The 17,646-nt window shown below is 55.4% G+C and carries 13 protein-coding genes; 2 read left to right on the plus strand and 11 right to left on the minus strand.

What is annotated here, in order from left to right:
* Positions 1 to 147: 147 nt before the first annotated feature.
* On the minus strand, positions 148 to 423 hold the full coding sequence (gene ychH, locus URZ40_RS07955; RefSeq protein ID WP_008499505.1) for a stress-induced protein YchH: 276 nt from the start codon (positions 421 to 423) through the stop codon (positions 148 to 150).
* Positions 424 to 697: 274 nt separating this feature from the next.
* Here ychH and pth point away from each other — a divergent pair, with 274 nt between their 5' ends.
* Positions 698 to 1,282 carry an aminoacyl-tRNA hydrolase gene (gene pth, locus URZ40_RS07960; protein ID WP_320720258.1) on the plus strand — a complete coding sequence of 195 codons (585 nt, stop codon included), beginning with the start codon at positions 698 to 700 and terminating at the stop codon, positions 1,280 to 1,282.
* Between the two features lie 126 nt (positions 1,283 to 1,408).
* Positions 1,409 to 2,503: a redox-regulated ATPase YchF gene (gene ychF, locus URZ40_RS07965; RefSeq protein WP_010432886.1), complete on the plus strand. Its 1,095-nt coding sequence runs from the start codon at positions 1,409 to 1,411 to the stop codon at positions 2,501 to 2,503.
* 43 nt (positions 2,504 to 2,546) lie between these two features.
* Here ychF and URZ40_RS07970 read toward each other — a convergent pair whose 3' ends face one another.
* From URZ40_RS07970 to tssH, 10 genes are all read right to left on the minus strand, one after another.
* Complete coding sequence (locus URZ40_RS07970) at positions 2,547 to 2,963, minus strand: hypothetical protein (protein ID WP_320720260.1); 417 nt, start codon at positions 2,961 to 2,963, stop codon at positions 2,547 to 2,549.
* Positions 2,964 to 3,042: 79 nt separating this feature from the next.
* A complete protein-coding gene (locus URZ40_RS07975; protein ID WP_320720262.1) occupies positions 3,043 to 3,831 on the minus strand; it encodes an Appr-1-p processing protein in 789 nt (262 codons plus the stop codon).
* A complete protein-coding gene (locus URZ40_RS07980) occupies positions 3,788 to 8,146 on the minus strand; it encodes an RHS repeat-associated core domain-containing protein (protein ID WP_320720264.1) in 4,359 nt (1,452 codons plus the stop codon). The genes URZ40_RS07975 and URZ40_RS07980 overlap by 44 nt, the downstream gene beginning before the upstream one ends.
* A gap of 3 nt (positions 8,147 to 8,149) precedes the next feature.
* Positions 8,150 to 8,590, minus strand: coding sequence for a DcrB-related protein (locus URZ40_RS07985; protein ID WP_320720265.1), 441 nt, complete (start codon positions 8,588 to 8,590; stop codon positions 8,150 to 8,152).
* Between the two features lie 76 nt (positions 8,591 to 8,666).
* Complete coding sequence (locus tag URZ40_RS07990) at positions 8,667 to 9,743, minus strand: hypothetical protein (protein WP_320720266.1); 1,077 nt, start codon at positions 9,741 to 9,743, stop codon at positions 8,667 to 8,669.
* A gap of 3 nt (positions 9,744 to 9,746) precedes the next feature.
* Positions 9,747 to 10,187, minus strand: a complete 441-nt coding sequence (locus tag URZ40_RS07995; protein WP_240326275.1) for a hypothetical protein — start codon at positions 10,185 to 10,187, stop codon at positions 9,747 to 9,749.
* A gap of 208 nt (positions 10,188 to 10,395) precedes the next feature.
* Entirely contained in the window at positions 10,396 to 10,902 is a 507-nt protein-coding gene (locus URZ40_RS08000) for a hypothetical protein (RefSeq protein WP_226857675.1), read from the minus strand.
* A 1-nt stretch (position 10,903) separates the two neighbouring features.
* Positions 10,904 to 13,489, minus strand: coding sequence for a type VI secretion system tip protein VgrG (locus URZ40_RS08005; protein ID WP_166711475.1), 2,586 nt, complete (start codon positions 13,487 to 13,489; stop codon positions 10,904 to 10,906).
* A 65-nt stretch (positions 13,490 to 13,554) separates the two neighbouring features.
* Positions 13,555 to 14,985 (minus strand): serine/threonine-protein kinase, encoded by a 1,431-nt coding sequence (locus URZ40_RS08010; protein ID WP_116339354.1) that lies wholly within the window; start codon positions 14,983 to 14,985, stop codon positions 13,555 to 13,557.
* A gap of 24 nt (positions 14,986 to 15,009) precedes the next feature.
* Positions 15,010 to 17,625, minus strand: a complete 2,616-nt coding sequence (tssH, locus tag URZ40_RS08015; RefSeq protein ID WP_320720270.1) for a type VI secretion system ATPase TssH — start codon at positions 17,623 to 17,625, stop codon at positions 15,010 to 15,012.
* Positions 17,626 to 17,646: the final 21 nt, after the last annotated feature.

A 17,646-nucleotide genomic window follows, 5' to 3' on the forward strand; every position in this document is an offset into this window, starting at 1 on the left:
AGATCAAGAGCCTGTCCAATGTGCATAAAAAAATCCGGAAACGGGTGAGCATTTCCGGATTCTTACACAGCCACTGGATCGGTCAACCGATCCTTAACTGATCGGCATTACTCCAGATGGAGTCGTTTCGGTATTCTGTATCGGGCACTAGCTGTGCTTATGCTGGTCACGGCGGCAGCGTTTATCGTAATGGCGCACCCACCAGTATTTATCGCAGACTTCCTCATGTCCGCTTACGCGCGCCCCGGCAAGCCACAACACCGCACCGAGGAAGATACTCAGTACCGCGCCATGCGCGAAGTATTGCGGGAGATCAAGCTGCGGCAGCTGGTTTAAAATGGAATAACCCACGCCGACTACCATCACGAAGAGCCCCAACCCCATCAGCACGTTACCGAGTAACGAAGCGTTTTTGCGTTTCATGTGTCACCTCCGGAACTTTGGGTTGTCAGGGGAAAAGCCCCTAATCCTTGTGTGTAAAGTATAGACAACGCCCCTTTTATGAGTTGCGTGAATGATCACAATTACAGATAACTCCCAGACAAAAATTTACAAATAACATGTTGAACAGCTTGAAATTCTAATTGTTCAGATAAGTAATTATTTGTATTTCGCTGTGACGATCGCAGAATTTTGTCAAGCGGCGCGCCAGACAGTAAACTACGCGCCAGATCTGGAACCCATTAGGAATTAAATCGTGACGATTAAACTGATTGTCGGCCTCGCCAACCCGGGCGCAGAGTATGCAGCCACCCGCCACAATGCCGGGGCATGGTACGTCGATCTGCTGGCCGAACGGTTACGTGCTCCCCTGCGTGAAGAACCAAAATTCTTCGGCTATACCTCACGTATCAACCTTGCTGGCGCGGATGTTCGCCTGCTGGTGCCCACCACCTTTATGAACCTGAGCGGTAAAGCCGTGGCGGCGATGGCAACGTTTTATCGCATCAATCCGGATGAAATTCTGGTCGCCCACGATGAGCTGGATCTCCCCCCAGGCGTGGCGAAATTCAAGCTGGGCGGCGGGCACGGCGGCCACAACGGCCTTAAAGACATCATCAGCAAGCTGGGCAATAACCCGAATTTCCACCGTTTGCGCGTGGGAATCGGCCATCCGGGCGATAAAAACAAAGTTGTCGGTTTCGTACTCGGTAAGCCCCCGGTTTCTGAACAGAAAATGATTGACGAAGCGGTAGACGAAGCGGCGCGCTGCACCGAAATCTGGCTGAAAGACGGCTTAACGAAAGCGACAAACCGCTTACACGCTTTCAAAGCGCAATAATCCGCCCGATACGGCTTTTTTACCGCGCGTCATGCGGGTTACGTGTATAATAGGCGTAGTTATTTACTTTTCATCAATCGGTTATCGTTAACGGATTGATTATCAAGATATTAAGGTGATTTAGAAATGGGATTCAAATGCGGTATCGTCGGTCTGCCAAACGTGGGCAAATCCACCCTGTTTAACGCGCTTACCAAAGCGGGTATCGAAGCGGCCAACTTCCCGTTCTGTACCATCGAACCGAACACCGGCGTGGTGCCAATGCCGGACCCGCGTCTGGACCAGCTCGCGGAAATCGTGAAGCCGCAGCGTATTCTGCCAACCACCATGGAGTTCGTGGACATCGCGGGCCTGGTAAAAGGTGCCTCCAAAGGCGAAGGTCTGGGTAACCAGTTCCTGACCAACATTCGTGAAACCGAAGCGATCGGCCACGTAGTGCGCTGCTTCGAGAACGACAACATCATTCACGTTAACAACAAAGTGGATCCGGCGGACGACATCGACGTTATCAACACCGAGCTGGCGCTCTCTGACCTCGACACCTGCGAACGCGCGATTCACCGCGTGCAGAAGAAAGCCAAAGGCGGCGACAAGGACGCGAAAGCGGAACTGGCTGCGCTGGAAAAATGTCTGCCACAGCTGGAAAACGCGGGCATGCTGCGCGCGCTGAAAAACCTGACTGAAGAAGACAAGGCGGCGATCAAATACCTGAGCTTCCTGACCCTGAAGCCAACCATGTACATTGCCAACGTTAACGAAGACGGTTTTGAGAACAACCCGTACCTGGACAAAGTGCGTGAAATCGCAGCGGCGGAAGGTTCTGTGGTTGTGGCGGTTTGCGCTGCCGTTGAATCCGACATCGCCGAGCTGGACGACGCCGACCGTGAAGAGTTCATGGCCGAGCTGGGTCTCGAAGAGCCGGGCCTGAACCGCGTGATTCGCGCGGGCTACGAGCTGCTGAACCTTCAGACCTACTTCACCGCTGGCGTGAAAGAAGTGCGTGCGTGGACGATTCCTGTGGGTGCGACTGCACCTCAGGCGGCCGGTAAGATCCACACCGACTTCGAGAAAGGCTTTATTCGCGCGCAGACTATCGCGTTTGAAGACTTTATCACCTACAAGGGTGAGCAAGGCGCGAAAGAAGCAGGCAAGATGCGTGCGGAAGGGAAAGATTACATCGTTAAAGATGGCGATGTGATGAACTTCCTGTTTAACGTTTGATTTGTTTTGAATGAAAAAAATCCACGCTTTGGCGTGGATTTTTTTATAGAGTAACGAACTTATCCCCTCTTGCGCGATAGAACTCTAGATATTTTTTAGGTCTATTCTGAAACGCACGCTCTTTGCCGTAGTTATAAGCATCGTTAAAATATTTATACGCTTCCTCGAATTGATTCAACTCATAACAGACCATGCCGAGATCGATTAAGGATGCAGTGTCTATATCCGATCCACGTGTTCGTAATGTCGTCTCTCCCCATTTCTTTGCCTCAGCGTAATCCGCGAGATCAAAATATGCGCTGTACATGCAGGCAGAGATCCAGTTGGCAAATTCAGATTCGAACTTTGGTTCAGGAAGAGCTTGCCAGGCTTTTTGGTATTGCTCTAAAGCCTCGGCGTATTTTTGGTTGTCGTGAAACTCGTTTCCTTGTTCAATAGTATATGTTATAGATATTTGCATACTAAAGCCCTTGCCCTTTTAAATAAAATCTTCCCCTAAGCAACAACCAAATATAATAAATAGATTCCTAAATTTCATATTATAAAGTTATTACACTGCAATCAATCATCTTATAGCAAATCTTTTTTTGTATTAATGTCTCTATAACATCCCAATCACCTCCACCAAGGCCAGCTCCTATCCTTGGCATTTGTACTGAAAGGCGATTCACTAAAGCAAAGTCAGATAATTTTTCCAGACAAACTTCCAGGGATGCATATGATACGTATTGTTTTCTGTCATTTATACTTTTCTTTATTCCATCCTGCGCATACATATTAGCAATAAATATCTGTTCTTGAGCATCAACCATGACAAAATCAACCATTCCTAATTCAGGGAAGTTATTTTCTTTGAAGCTACTGAGATAATGTTTCTTTGCAGCAGGGTATTTATTTGAAAGGGACAGAACAAAACCTTTACCCCATTTCCCTTTATTATTCACAATATGAGCAATAACTGTGGATTTTTTCAAAGGTTCCACAGCATCTCCAGATAAGTACTTTATTCGCTTTTTTTCTTGCAATGAACTCGTTGATGTTTGCCAGAAAGTTTCAAATTCCTCATTTGAAATTTCTTCAGCGTCACTTAAGTCCAAGTCGCTTTTTTTACCATCATATAATAGAAAACCTACTTTATCATTTTTATCCAGTAAAGAGGAAGAAGCATAATATTCACCATCTATAATATTTATTTGTCGAGTGGTTACATCTCCTATAAACTCATTGAGAATGATCCCTTCACCTGCAATAAAATCCACATTTCCTTTATAATATTTTTTCACCTCAACCACAACTCCTCCCACTTTTAACAATTCTTTTAGAGACATCGAGATCTTTTGTGTTTAAGATCAAAAATGTATTTTTCCGGGGTTCAATTACATCTAAGCCAGTAACATCTATTTCGACAAAATGACTTATGCCTTTTAATTTCCTCGCATCACCATATATATCAGCTGCTAATTGACCCAGAGACATTTTTCCAGTTCCGCCAACATCTTTAAGTGTTCGTCCGCCAATCATTTCAGGTCTGATATTAGTGAAGTATTGACCATCCCCGAATCGGGCATGTATATCTCCTGATGAAGGTCTTATTACACCACTTTCCGTGATACCTTTCATCCCTTCTTCAGTCGTGTAGTGAATTAATGTTTTAGGAGTCAACCCCCACGGATCCACCCACCCCAGCGCATTCGGCGCATACTGGTAAAGGTTTATCCCCCCCGCCAGCCCTATCGGGTCCTGCTGCGTAAACCTTCCGCAGTCCGGGTCATAATACCGGAACAGATTGTAGTGCAGCCCTGTCTCACGGTCCAGATATTGCCCCTGCATGCGCAGGTTCTGAGAATATCCTGATACCTGCGTCTCGCTTTCCCGCAGCAGCTTGCCCCAGGCGCTGTTCACCCCTTCCCAGCGCACCTGCCCTTCGATATCCGTCATCCGCTCCGGCGTGCCGTTCGGCTGGCAGTGGAACCAGAAAATCTCCGGGGCATCAACACCGTCAATACGCGCCAGCGGATCATAGCTGTCCTGATCGCTGTAGACGTAGGTGAGCGGCACATCCCCGTGCACCTCCTGCAGCAGGCGGAACCCTTCCCAGACAAACCGGGTGGTGACTGGCTTGCCGGTTGGCTGTCCGCCCAGCATCTGGCGTCGCGTTTTGCTGATGCGCCGACCGAGCGGATCGTAGCGGAAGCTGACCTGCGTCTGCGGCCTGTTGCGGTCCCTTGGCTGGCTGATGACCTCCGTCAGGCGATGCTCGCCGTCATAGCGGTAGTGCCAGCGGGTCTGGCCGTTATCCTTCTCCACGGTACGGCCGTGGATGTCATAGCGCCAGCGAATGCCGTTCAGCTGCGTCAGGCGGTTGTGCGTGACCTTCTCAGCAGAGCCTTCAAGCGGGTTACCGGCAGCATCCCAGCGCCACTGCTCCTGTCCGGGCAGCGTGCCGTCCTGAACAAGCAGACGCCCGGCGCTGTCGTACTGCCAGCGGTACCAGCTGAACGGGTTATCGTCCCGCTCTTCCCGCACCAGGTTATTGCGGTAGTCATAATCCCAGCGGCGGGACCAGCGGCGCGGCGACGGGCGCTGGGCATTGCCGGTAAAAACGTCCCGGCGATGCAGGCGGCCGAGGCGGTCGTACTCGCTGCGGGTGGTCAGCAGCCCCTGGGTGCGGCTGGTCTCTCGGTGAAGCTCGTCGCGCGTAAAATCGGAAACCGAGAGCTTATCAAGAGCAATGCTGAGCAGATGCCCGCTGCCGTAGTAGAACTGCTTCAGCTCGCGACCATCGGGCAGCGTGACGGAGGTGCGGTTGCCCAGCGCATCATACTCCCACGCCAGCTCACCTTGCTCGCCCGCTTCGCGGGTGACGCGACCGAGTGCGTCATACTCAAAGGCAAGCTCCTGCTCTGCCTCGGTGGTCCACGCGTCGGCTGAAAGCGCCGGATGCAGCCCTATCCGGCTTAACAGCCCGGACGGAGTGTAGTGGTAGCGGGTCTGTCCTTCTGGCGTGGTGCGGGCGACCAGCTGGCCGCTCGCGCTCCAGACGAAGGCGTGGGTGATGGCCTCCGGATGGCCGGCGGCAAACGTGCGCGCTATCGTGCGCCCGCAGGCGTCATAGCGATACTGCGAGGCCACGCCATCAAGCCCCACCTCTTCCAGCAGCAGAGAGTCCGCGCCCCAGCGGAACTGGTACGCTTCGCCATTTTCGTTTTCAAGGGCAATCAGACGTCCGCGGCTGTCCCAGCGGCGACGGACCTCTTCACCCTGGGTATTACGGGTGGCGGTTAAGCGCCCGGCCCCATCGTATCTGAACTCACTTTCCTTCCCGTCGGCGCCAGCATGCTTCACCGGCAGGCCACGTTCGTTCCATTTGAGCGACTCCGTCCAGCCTTCCGGTCGGTCGAGCTGCACCGGACGCCCTGCGGCGTCGTAGCGGTAACGCGTCTCTTCACCGTCGGCGCTAATCTCAGCCACCAGCCAGCCCAGCGGGTGATAGCGATAGCGGGTAATACGCCCGGAACAGTCCGTCGAACGTATGATCTGCCCGGCCTCGTTGTACTCCTGATAGCGGCTGTTGCCTGCGGCATCGACCTCTTCTACAACCTGGCCAAACTCATCCCGTCGCAGCGACGTCGTCTGCCCCATCGGATCCACCACGCGCTTCAGCCCGTGGTGTTCGTCGTACCAGAACCGGGTGGCGCTGCCGTCGGCTTCAATAATGGCCGCAGGAAGCGCGCGGTGTTCCAGCCAGGTGGTGGTGCGGGTGTTGCCGTCGGCGTCGATCTCCTGAACCCGGTTGCCCATTTCGTCGTAGACGAAGGTGACGGCATTTCCGAGCGGATCGATGCGACGCGTCAGAAGTTCGTTCTCATCCCACTCGTAGCGCCAGTTTTCACCACGCTCGTCAACGTAGCGGACAATCAGATTTTGCGCGTTCCAGTAGTGGCGGCGCGTCTGACCGTCGTAGTGTTCGACGGTCGTCAACCCAGCTGCTAAATCATAGCTAAAGCGGCAGCCGTCACCGGTGCTGGTGCGGTTTTCCACCACGCGCCAGTGATCGAATTTTTTCCAGCGGTATTCGCTCTCCAGACCGCCCGGCATCCGGTGCCAGACCATCAGGCCGTGGTCGTTATAGCGGTATTCACGCGTCACCACGCCGGAGGCATCCGTCGCGCTCGCCAGCTGGCCGCGCGCGTCGTAGCCCCATTGCATCAGCGGCCAGGTCTGGTTGCCGTCGAAATGGCTGGCAGCGGTAACACGCCGCGGGAAACGTTCATCTTCATAGCGCAGGGTGACGTCGATTGCCCGCGGCTCGTCGTGCAGGCCGACCAGCCTGCCGTGCTCGTCCCACTCCGTCAGCAGCGCGTTGCCATATTCATCGCTGAGGGAGGCCAGACGCAGGATGGAGGGATTCACCCGGGTTGGTTTATACAGACGCCACACCGCGCCGTCATCGTCGGCAATCGCCACGTCGCCGCTCTCATTGCGGCGGATAATAATGCCTTCGCTGATGCTGTAAAACGCGCGGTCGACAGGCGGCAGTTCGAAGCTCAGCTCGCGCCCGGTTTCGTCGAACCAGGTGGCGTTGTCTTCTTCCAGCGCCAGATAGCTGTCAAAGGTGGTTGCCCAGCCCAGACCGAACAGCCCTTCGCGGGTGGTCAGGCTGTTGTAGCTGCGCTGCCAGCGCAGCGGGAAGCGCCCCGGCAGCGAGAAGTCGAGCTCATCGTCATCGTTCAGCACCTTCACGCCGGTGGCGGCATGGACCGGATGCGAGGAGCCAAACACGGCGTTGACCGCCATATCGGCCAGCATCCCACCGCCAGCCGCTGCCAGCGCGCAGGGCATGTTTTTGAGGATCTTGCCCGGGCGCCCGCGTAGCAGGGAGAGCGCAATCATCCCCAGCGCCAGGCCCGGCGTTTTACCGCTTTTAATATCGCGGACCGTGAGCGTGTCCCCGCCGATGATCACGTTCGGGGAGACATCGTCGGAAACGGTGCCTTCGCAGGTGGTGCGATCTTTCGCACGCACTGCGGGCTGCCCGTTGATAAAGACGCTTTTAGAGCCTTCCGCCAGGTACTGCGGCCCGGAGTGTTTTTCACACGCCACCTTATCTTCTTCCAGCGGCGAGGTTCCCGCAGCGGCAGAGGCCACGCTCGGCTGCCACATTTCGCTGCCAAACTGTCCGGCGGCGGAAAGCAGCATGCCCGCGTAATCGGCAAAGCTGCCCGGCGACTGCGGCTCAGGGGAAGGGGTATCGGCGGGCGTCAGCGTGCCTGCCGCGCGTGCGGCGGGGATTGCGTTGGTCAGCACGTTATTTGAACCGGTGGTGATTTTACCCGCAGGCGACGGCGGGAAAAGCGCATTGCCTAATCCTTCCGCGGCGTTGCTGATATCGTCGGTAATACCCGCCACGTTCGCCAGCACGCCACCGATAATCCCGCTTAACAGACAGCTGGATCCAATTGCCGCCACGCCTGCGGCAGCAGCACCCGCACCGAGTAGAGGCGCGGCAGCCGTTGCCGCCAGCCCTACCGCCGCGCCAATCACCGCATAGGCGGCACCTTCCGCCACAATGCTGGTGATGTCAGCAAAAATGCTGGAGTGAATAATCTCGTCGCCCTTACGAGCCGCGTTGTTATCGCTCATGCCTTACACATTCCGGTTGTCGTTTAGCGTCAGACTCTGCTTAAGCGCGCTCCAGCGCACCTCGTCCTCTTCGGTGAATGTTCTTAATGCCGAGAGGGTAAAAATCATCAATACCGGTTTGCCCGGCGTCTGAACGGCAAGCTGTTTTTGCCACAGGCGCTGTCCGTTACGGTCAAAGGTGGTCTCGACTTCCAGTCCGCTAATTTTTCCATCAGGACCGGCTTTTACGTTCCGGAATTCGCTCTGGGCAATTTCGCCCATCTGAGGACGCAGTATGTCCCACTGACGGTGGAACTCTTGCTCATAGTTGCTGCTATCCGGGATAACGCCGCGGCTGACCACCACGGACAGCCCGCTTTCGTCATCGCGAATAATGTTCATGCTGTTATCCTGCCAGGCAGCAGGAAATAGGGAAAACGAACCTTCCTGGAGGGTGTATTTCATAAGTGAACTCGGGATGATTAATATGATGAGAAACAAAAGAGGCCAATCCATGCTGGCCCTTTGGCTGGCTGTATAGTTATTTAAGCCACTGGCCTGACTGTTCAACTAAAACATGGTTGCCTTTGCTGACAACCAATTTCACGGGTGCGTACGTCACGGTGTAAGCGATCTCGCCATTTTTGTACGTTGAGCCGATTATTTTACCTGCTGGATCGTGCAGCGTTTTTCCCTTTAATGAGATGGTACTGTTATCGCTTTTGCGCACGCCGAGATAAACCATCTCGTCACATTCGCTATCAAAATGACCGCACGTGTTTATAAGAGAAATAGCGAATTTTTCGGTGTCCAGTTTTCTGGTTTCAGCGCTATAAACCGATGCGGTTTTACGTAACGTATAACGCAGCGGTGCATAATAATTTCCTTTTTGAGGAGGAGTGACTAAACGCCATTCCATTTCACTCCCTTTTATTTCCAGAACAGCTCGTCCGCCCACGCCGCCAAACGATGAGTTGAACTCAACGCTGGCACGATTGCCAGCGATCGTACCGCTAAGATTTTGCTCATCATCTTCCGGGCAATCTATGCGGTTTCCTCTCTGGGAGATATAGCAATAGGAGCCTGTGATACGGTTACCTGATTCAGCTAAACGCAGGGTTAACGTTGAGTCGTTCTCGAATTCGCCGGCCCAAGCTCCGTCAAACGCGAGGCCTGATTGGCTGTTCGTTGCAAAATGCTTCGCATTGAATCTGGCGGCCCACTGCAGAATATCGGCATGAATAGCCGGGCTATTATCAGAAGTCTGGTAATGAATAACGTCCGACTCCGGAATCACCCAGGCCGCAAAGATTTTGCCGTCAGGATTAATGACCAGCGCGGACGCGTTCTCCTGATAGAGATCCTTTAGCCAGCCTTCAACAAACAATCCACCACCTGGGGTGGTATGCGGTTCCCCGAAGACATCAAAGTTATCAATATAGGTCTGGTAATGATTTCCCAGCGTCTTCCTGAGATTGTCTGTCACTTCGCTATCATTAACGATGCGACTAACCGTATTGAGCTTATTGTATTGCGATAATTCAAGCGCCGATGACGTTTCAACGACGCCTGCCAATAAAGCGGTGAACAAGACGACTGCCAAATATTTCTTGGTCATAAATTACTCTGAAGAGCCATTGTTGTAATTCATGCTTATTTTCAAAACGTTGCCGTCTTTCATCTCAAACGAGAGCGCTTTTTTACCCAACTCGTAGGTAATCCACTGTTCCCCCGAATCATTGTCGACCTGACCGGTACCGTATGCGCTGTTCAGTTCCTCTCTCGTTGAACCCACATGGATACCACGCGGCGTTGCGAAGCCTTGGTCAGTCAGCGTAATTTGAGACACGATATAATCATCAACGCTTCTTTCCGCTTTATCCCACCAGAGATTGGAACTGAATATTTCTAACCCAGCCCTTTGATGCTGGAAGAATTTATAGTTCATTCCGTCAAAAGGAACCTCACCGGTAAAACTGCCTTCCACTGGCATTTCAATTTTACAGGCAATATCAGGAGTCCATCTGTCGCCCAGGGCGATGGGCTGGTCTTTGACCTTCACGGAAAAATCCTGTTTTGTCAGAACGGGCGGCATAGCCTCTGCCAAAACCACATTGCTACTCAGACAACTTAACATCAGGGAAAAACAAAGAAATATGGGCGTGTGTTTTTTCACGTTAAACGTCACTGACTTGATGTAAATTACGCTCTTCACGGATGCTGCAAACCGGCAGCGAAATACCCGTGCCGGCATGAAAACACAACACTTATTAACGATCGTAACGCGACATAACGACTCTATTTAAACATTCCTGGTTCATCACCGGAAAACTAAATGCCCATGCAAGTCCTCTCTCATCAGTAACGGTTCGGTATCCAACAGATTGTCCTGCGGTATTCCCACGAGGAATGTTAGAAATTTTAACATCAGGGAAATGAGTTTTGACTTGTTCGAGCGTAATGCAAGGCTGTTCGATTACAAACGAGACAAGTGAAACGCTATTATCTCCGTTTCCCCATAAACGAACATCTAAATCGCTGATACGCGTTCCATCAGATAATGTGAATGGAACTGACGTATAACGGTCTTTCACTTCTGGATTTTTTTGGACCAGTGGTTGATGGAAAAGTTTACTGACATCCTCGGTCTGTTTTCCCCAGACTGTTTTGAGTTCTTTAACAATATGCCATAACGAATCTTGGTTCATGTTTGTTTGTCCTGCGTAAGAAAAAGTTGAAAATAGTGGGAGCAAAAAGAGGATGGTATTTTTTGTCATTCTACTTACCATAGAAACCCCCGTAATAATCGCTGTAATTGAGATCGGTACCCGAAGCTATTTCGCCTTTACCGTAGACTTTACCTATAGCTTTTGCAGCGTCAACCCGCGACAGCTCTCCACTTACCATTTTATCATAGGCTGCATTGTAAGCTTTGAGATTTTCCGGGCTTCCTGCTATATCAATATCAATACCGCCATTCCCCAGAATTTCACGCTGTATTTTGATATTATTCAAGGTTGCACCACCTTCATCCATTAGCTGGCTGTTAATGAAGTTTTCTTTACTCGAATAATCTGCAGCAACAGGATATGTGGCATGTCCTGCTTCATGAGCTAAAGTTTGTACCGTCGTGGCCGTGTCTTCCATGTGTTCAGGATCCATAACGATCAATTTATTATCCGCCTCAGCATAACTTCCCCCACCAGCCGCTCCTGGTTGAATCGCCCATCCCTTGTCTTTCAAATCTTTTAGCTGAGTTTGAAGGGTCGGTGACTTGTTGATTTGTTTAACAACATCATCATTGAAAGGCATAACGTCTGAGCTATTCGGATTATTTTTATAAACATAATTCCCTTTCAAAGGCGGGGCTGTTGTTGACGCCGAAGCTGGAGCAGTTTTCGATTGGCCTGCTGCTGGAGCCGCAGCGGGGGCAGGACGACTGGCGCTCTCTTGCGGCGAAAACTTCGCCTGCACCGCCGCATCAATATCCCCTTTATGCCCTGACCCCGGCGCCGTTGTGCCCGGTTTGGTGCCAGAGGTATTCAGATGCAGCTTACCGCCCGTGGTGATATAACCATCCCCTTCCACGAAGAAGTTAAACTCTTTGCCGATCAGGTTAATCTTGCCGTTAGCGTTCAGCTCAATAGCGCTCTCACCTGAGACCAGCCGCAGCTTCGTCCCGGAAGCAATAACATACTGCTCGACCGCCGCATCCAGCTTGCCTTTCCCCGTCAGGATCTCGGTTCCGCCTTTCACCGCCTGAGTTTGGTTCGCTTCCACACGATGCAGCTCATTTTTCTTCACATAATGGCTGCGCGCCCCGCCGACGCTGTGCGTTTCATCATTTTTAACGCTTGTGTCCATGTTGCGCTCGGCCTGGATCCACACCTGCTCTGCGCCCGCTTTATCCTCAAAGCGCAGGGCGTTGGCGTTGTCCACGGAGCCACCCTTAGAGCGGCTCATAAAACCCATCTGCGTCGCCGCAGCCGGCAGCGCCCACGGCGGCATGCTCGCGTCGTTATACACGCGCCCGGTAATAATCGGACGGTCCGGGTCGCCGTTGATAAAGTCCACCACCACCTCGTCGCCGACGCGCGGGATCTGCACCCCGCCGTAGCCCTGACCTGCCCACGCGCTCGACACGCGCACCCAGCAGGAACTGGTGTCATCCCCCTTCGCCAGACGGTCCCAGTGGAACTTCACCTTCACCCGGCCGTATTTGTCCGTCCAGATACTCTCGCCCTTCGGCCCGACCACTTTCGCCGTCTGCGGACCGTAGGTGCGCGGCCACGCCGTGGATTGTGCCGGACGGTAGGCCACCGACGCAGGAATAACCGTGAAATCGGTGCGGTGAATGGTCTCCCCCTCGCCGCTGGCATAGCGGTTCTCTTCGAGGTGGTAGCCCGCCGCCGTCACCAGATACTCCCCGTTGTCGCTGAAGAACGGCGCGTTGGTTAACGTGAAGGTGTGCCCCGGCGCAATCCCCGCCGCCGTCGCGGTGGCCTGAATCTGCTGGTGCTCAACCTGCCAGCGCTCCTGACGAATACGGGCATAGAACTCCCCGTGCCCTTTGTCGACAAAGCGACCCGGCCAGTCGTACACGTCGATGCTGCCCGGCTTCGGCGACGCCGGGTTCTGCTGGGCCTGGAACAGCCACGCGTTCGGCTTGCGGAAGTCATAGTCGTCGAGGCTGTAAATCCCCGGCGTCACGCTGTCCTCCAGCGCCCACTGGCTGATGCCCTCTTCGTCCGTACTGCCGCCGGACGGCGTCTGGTGGTAAGGAATGACCTCATAGCCGCTGAACGGCTGATGCTGCGTGGCGGCGTCGGTGAGCACCAGCGTGTGCTTGTCCGCCTCATGGCGGAAGTGATAGGCAATCCCCTCCAGCTCCATCAGGCGACTGATGAAGTCCAGGCTCGACTCCTGATACTGCACGCAGTAGTCCCACACCCGGTAGCTGCCGGTGAGTTTATCCTCAACGTTAACCTGATGCTCACCGAGCAGGGTTTTCACAATCTGCGGCACCGTCTGCCCCTGGAAAATACGCAGGTTACGGTCGCGCTTCATTGGCCACAGGTCCGGCTCCACCGTCAGCTGGTACACCGCATAGCGCGTGCCCGTCAGTTCAACGGCGCTGACCGCCACCCGGGTAATCTTGCCGTTAACGTAGCGGGACGTCAGCAGGCTCTGCGTCGGGATGGTCACCGTGACCGGCTGGCCGAGCAGCTTGCTGCGGTCGATGCGCGCGTCCGTGCCGAGCACGGTCAGCGTCAGCGCGAACGACTCGGACATCGCCTCGCGGCCCGTCAGTTTCCAGAACAGAAGCCCCTCCACCGGGAGCTGAACGGTAATTCGGTTGAGCATAATCTTTATTCCATATAGCTTATGCGATTCAGAAAAGAGGTTCGCATCTTTGACTGAGCGTAATACTACGGATTCACCAGCCAGGTGCCCGGCTTGCCGATATCCAGCGTCTGGCTGCGCGTTCTCCCGTTGCCCTGCAGTTCAATCTTCGCCTCACCGGCTGGCAGCTTGAGCGAGGCATAGCCGTTCGCCGCCGGACGCAGCGCTTTTGGCTCGCCGTTCACTTTCAGGGTTTCGCCGTCGAGAATGCGGATATAGACCAGCGCAACAGGGCTCGCGACAGGCGGTGGCGTTTGTTGCGCTGTCTCCGGCGCAGTCGTCTGCTCGCCAGCCTTCGCGGCTTCTGGCTTCACGTCAGGCGTGTTCGCGGCGGTCTCAGTCGGACGCGTCTCTGCCGGTGCCTGTGCAGCCTGCTCAGGTGCATCATTACCGCCGCTGAACAACATCGCTCCGGCGACAACGCCCACCAGCACGCCCGCGGCAACCATGCCTGGGATCTTGTAGCGCCGCCAGTCAAGCGCCGATGCCGGCTTCTCTTCCTCAACCGGAACCAGCATGGTGCCGGTCTTTTTGGCGGTCAGCACATCGTTAATCCCGGCGACCGGCATCTCAATCAGCGCGGCAAATTCGTCGATAGACTGGGGACGATCCTCCATGTGCAGCGCCAGCGCGCGGTCGATGGCCTGCAGCAGCGGGATGGAGTAGCCCTGCGGCATGATTTCCACCAGCGGTTTGCAGGTGTCCTGAATAGAGCGCACCACGCTGACCGGCGGCGGAGAACCCACAATCAGGGTACGCAGCACCGCGCCGAGGGCGTAAATATCCGTCCACGGGCCCTGCTCGCTTTCGTTGTCGTCGGTGTATTGCTCAATCGGCGCAAAGCCGGGGCGCAGCATGGTTTCCGTTTCGTCGGAAAGGTTACCGATGGTGCGGCGCGCGGAGCCGAAATCGAGCAGCACCGGCAGGCCGTTATCCTGGATCTGAATGTTATCCAGCGAGATGTCGCGGTGCAGATAGCCTTCGTCGTGGATGGTCTTGATCGCGCCGAACAGCATCGGCAGCGTGCGGCGGATCCAGGCCTCGTTGATCAGCTCCGGTTTTTCTTCGCGCAGGCGCGAAAGCGTGGTGCCGCTGTAAAACAGCGTCCCCATGTAGGCCGTGTCGTTTTGCACCCAGAAACGCAGGACGTGCAGCAGGTTCGGGTGGTTAAAACGCGCCAGCAGACGCGCTTCCTGAATGAAGCTGTTCAGTCCCGCGGAAAACGCTTTGCCAAAGCGTTCGCTGCGCAGCACCAGGGTCATGTCGTCGCCGCGCACGGCGAGCGAGGCAGGCATAAATTCTTTGATAGCGATAGTGCGTTCGAGCTGGTGATCCCACGCGCGATAGACAATGCCAAAACCGCCGCCGCCGATCACCTCTTTGATTTCAAACTCGTTGAAGCGGTACCCGACCGGGAGCGCGTTTGGGACAGTCCGATTGTTATCATTATCCGTCATCTTTTACAGTTCTCTTGATGATTATTACGCGGCAAACTGACAGTGAAACTCGCCCTGCTCGCAGGTGACGTGCAGACGTCGGTACTGCTCGTCGCTGCGGCTGGCGGTAAGTAAGATCTGGCTCATCTGAGGCAGCAAGGTGTTAGTCAGGATAGCATCCACCATGCGGCCGCCGGACTCCACCTCGGTGCAGCGCTGAACAATCTGTTCCACCACGCTGTCGTCAAACTCAGAAATGATGCTGTGATTCTCCTCCAGACGACGCTGAATGCGCTTGAGCTGCAGGCGAACAATCTGCCCCAGCATCTCGTCGCTGAGCGGGTAGTACGGCACCACCAGCAGGCGGCCCAGCAGCGCCGGCGGAAATACCTCCAGCAGCGGCTGGCGCAGCGCGCCGCTCAAGGCGTCCGGCTCAGGCATCAGCTCCGGATCGGCGCACATGGCGCTAATCAGCTCGGTGCCCACGTTGGACGTCAGAATAATGATGGTGTTGCGGAAATCAATGTGGCGCCCCTCGCCGTCTTCCATCCAGCCTTTGTCGAAGACCTGGAAGAAAATCTCATGGACGTCCGGGTGCGCTTTTTCAATTTCGTCCAGCAGCACCACGCTGTAAGGGCGGCGGCGCACGGCCTCGGTTAACACGCCGCCTTCACCATACCCTACGTACCCCGGAGGCGCACCTTTTAAGGTGGAAACGGTGTGCGCTTCCTGGAACTCGCTCATGTTGATGGTGATAACGTTCTGCTCGCCGCCGTACAGGGATTCCGCCAGCGCCAGCGCGGTTTCGGTTTTCCCGACGCCGGACGGGCCGCACAGCATAAATACGCCCACCGGTTTGTTCGGATCGTCGAGCTTCGCCCGGGAGGTTTTCACGCGGCGGGCAATCAGGTCCAGACCGTGACGCTGGCCGATAACGCGCTGGTTTAGCGTGTCGGCAAGGTTGAGTACCGCGTCGATCTCGTTTTTCACCATCCGGCCCAGCGGGATCCCGGTCCAGTCAGAGACGACCGCGGCGACCACGTTTTCATCCACTGCGGCAAACAGCAGCGGCTCGTCACCCTGTAAGGCGTTCAGCGCCTGATGCTGTTCCGCCAGCTGGCCGCGCAGCTCGGCGGTATCTTCTTCGCCCGCCACGAACAGCGCGGCGCGCAGGCGGATAATCTCCTGCACCAGGCTGCGCTCTTCTTCCCAGCGCCGGGCCAGGGCTTCGCGTTTTGTTTCGAACGCGTCGCGTTCGGCGCGTAATGCCGTGACGCGCTCGGCATCACCGGCCCCCATGCGCGCTTCGCGTTCTGCGATCTCAATTTCCACGTCAAGCGCAGCAAGGTGGCGCAAGCAGTCTTCCAGCTGCGCAGGCGGCGCGCTCTGGCTCACCGCGACGCGGGCGCAGGCGGTGTCGAGCAGGGCCACGGCTTTATCCGGCAGCTGACGCGCCGGGATGTAGCGGTGGGACAGCTTCACCGCCGCGCTGACCGCTTCGTCGAGCAGCAACACCTGGTGGTGCGTCTCCAGCGGCGACACGGTGCTGCGCAGCATCAGAATGGCTTTCGCTTCGTCCGGCTCGTGAACCTGCACCGTCTGGAAACGACGGGTCAGCGCCGGATCTTTCTCAATGTACTTTTTGTATTCTGCCCAGGTGGTGGCGCCGATGGTGCGCAGCTGGCCGCGCGCCAGCGCGGGCTTCAGCAGGTTCGCTGCATCGCCGGTCCCCTGCTGGCCGCCTGCGCCAATCAGGGTGTGGATCTCATCGATAAACAGAATGATCGGCGTGGCGCTGGACTGGACTTCGTTAATGAGCGCCTGCAGACGGGCTTCAAACTCACCTTTCATGCCCGCGCCGGCCTGCAACATGCCGATATCCAGCAGCCACAGCTGAATATTTTGCAGCGGCTCCGGGACGTCGCCGTCAGCGATACGCAACGCCAGCCCTTCCACCACCGCCGTTTTCCCAACCCCGGCTTCCCCGGTCAGCAGCGGGTTGTTCTGGCGGCGACGCATCAGGATATCGACCATCTGGCGGATCTCCTCGTCGCGCCCGACAACCGGGTCAATCTTCCCGTCGCGTGCGCGGGCGGTCAGGTCCTGGCCGTACTGGGCCAGCGTACCCTGAGCCGCCGGGACCGCACCCGCGGGCGCGTCGACGGCGGCAGCGGCCTGCTGCGTCTCTTTGCTGTTGGCGCAGATGGCGTCGAACTGCTCAATCAGCACCTCAACGTTAAGGCGGGTGAACTGCGCCGAGATGCTTTTCAGCACGTTGGCCAGATTCCAGGTTTTGAGGATACCGATCAGCAAATGGCCGCCGCGAATGCGGCTGACGCCAAACTTCAGCGAGCCGAAGACCCAGGCGCGCTCCACGGCGCTGTCAATATGTTCAGAGAGATCGGAAACGGAACTTGCGCCGCGCGGCAGAGCGTCCAGCGCCGCCACGATATCGCGCGCCAGCTGCTGTTCATCAAGGGCAAAATGGCGGATGACCTGCTGCAGATCGCCATCCTGCTGCTGCATCAGCTGATGCAGCCAGTGCACCAGCTCAACGTAGGGGTTGCCGCGCAGCTTGCAGAAGGCAGTCGCGCTTTCCAGAGAGGTAAATAACAGCGTATCCAGTTTGCCGAAAAGCACGGCACGGCTAATTTCTGACATGTTAGTTTCCATTAACAATGA

It is taken from the genome of Enterobacter sp. 296B2 (assembly GCF_034106185.1).
Classification (GTDB): Bacteria; Pseudomonadota; Gammaproteobacteria; order Enterobacterales; family Enterobacteriaceae; genus Enterobacter; species Enterobacter cloacae_N.

Coding starts and splice junctions, on each gene's coding strand:
- URZ40_RS07985 (WP_320720265.1), bottom strand. CDS start 8,590: ATGAAATACACCCTCCAGGAAGGTTCGTTTTCCCTATTTCCTGCTGCC.
- URZ40_RS07970 (WP_320720260.1), bottom strand. CDS start 2,963: ATGCAAATATCTATAACATATACTATTGAACAAGGAAACGAGTTTCAC.
- URZ40_RS07990 (WP_320720266.1), bottom strand. CDS start 9,743: ATGACCAAGAAATATTTGGCAGTCGTCTTGTTCACCGCTTTATTGGCA.
- URZ40_RS08010 (WP_116339354.1), bottom strand. CDS start 14,985: ATGACGGATAATGATAACAATCGGACTGTCCCAAACGCGCTCCCGGTC.
- URZ40_RS08005 (WP_166711475.1), bottom strand. CDS start 13,489: ATGCTCAACCGAATTACCGTTCAGCTCCCGGTGGAGGGGCTTCTGTTC.
- URZ40_RS08000 (WP_226857675.1), bottom strand. CDS start 10,902: ATGACAAAAAATACCATCCTCTTTTTGCTCCCACTATTTTCAACTTTT.
- tssH (WP_320720270.1), bottom strand. CDS start 17,625: ATGTCAGAAATTAGCCGTGCCGTGCTTTTCGGCAAACTGGATACGCTG.
- URZ40_RS07980 (WP_320720264.1), bottom strand. CDS start 8,146: ATGAGCGATAACAACGCGGCTCGTAAGGGCGACGAGATTATTCACTCC.
- ychF (WP_010432886.1), top strand. CDS start 1,409: ATGGGATTCAAATGCGGTATCGTCGGTCTGCCAAACGTGGGCAAATCC.
- ychH (WP_008499505.1), bottom strand. CDS start 423: ATGAAACGCAAAAACGCTTCGTTACTCGGTAACGTGCTGATGGGGTTG.
- URZ40_RS07975 (WP_320720262.1), bottom strand. CDS start 3,831: ATGTCTCTAAAAGAATTGTTAAAAGTGGGAGGAGTTGTGGTTGAGGTG.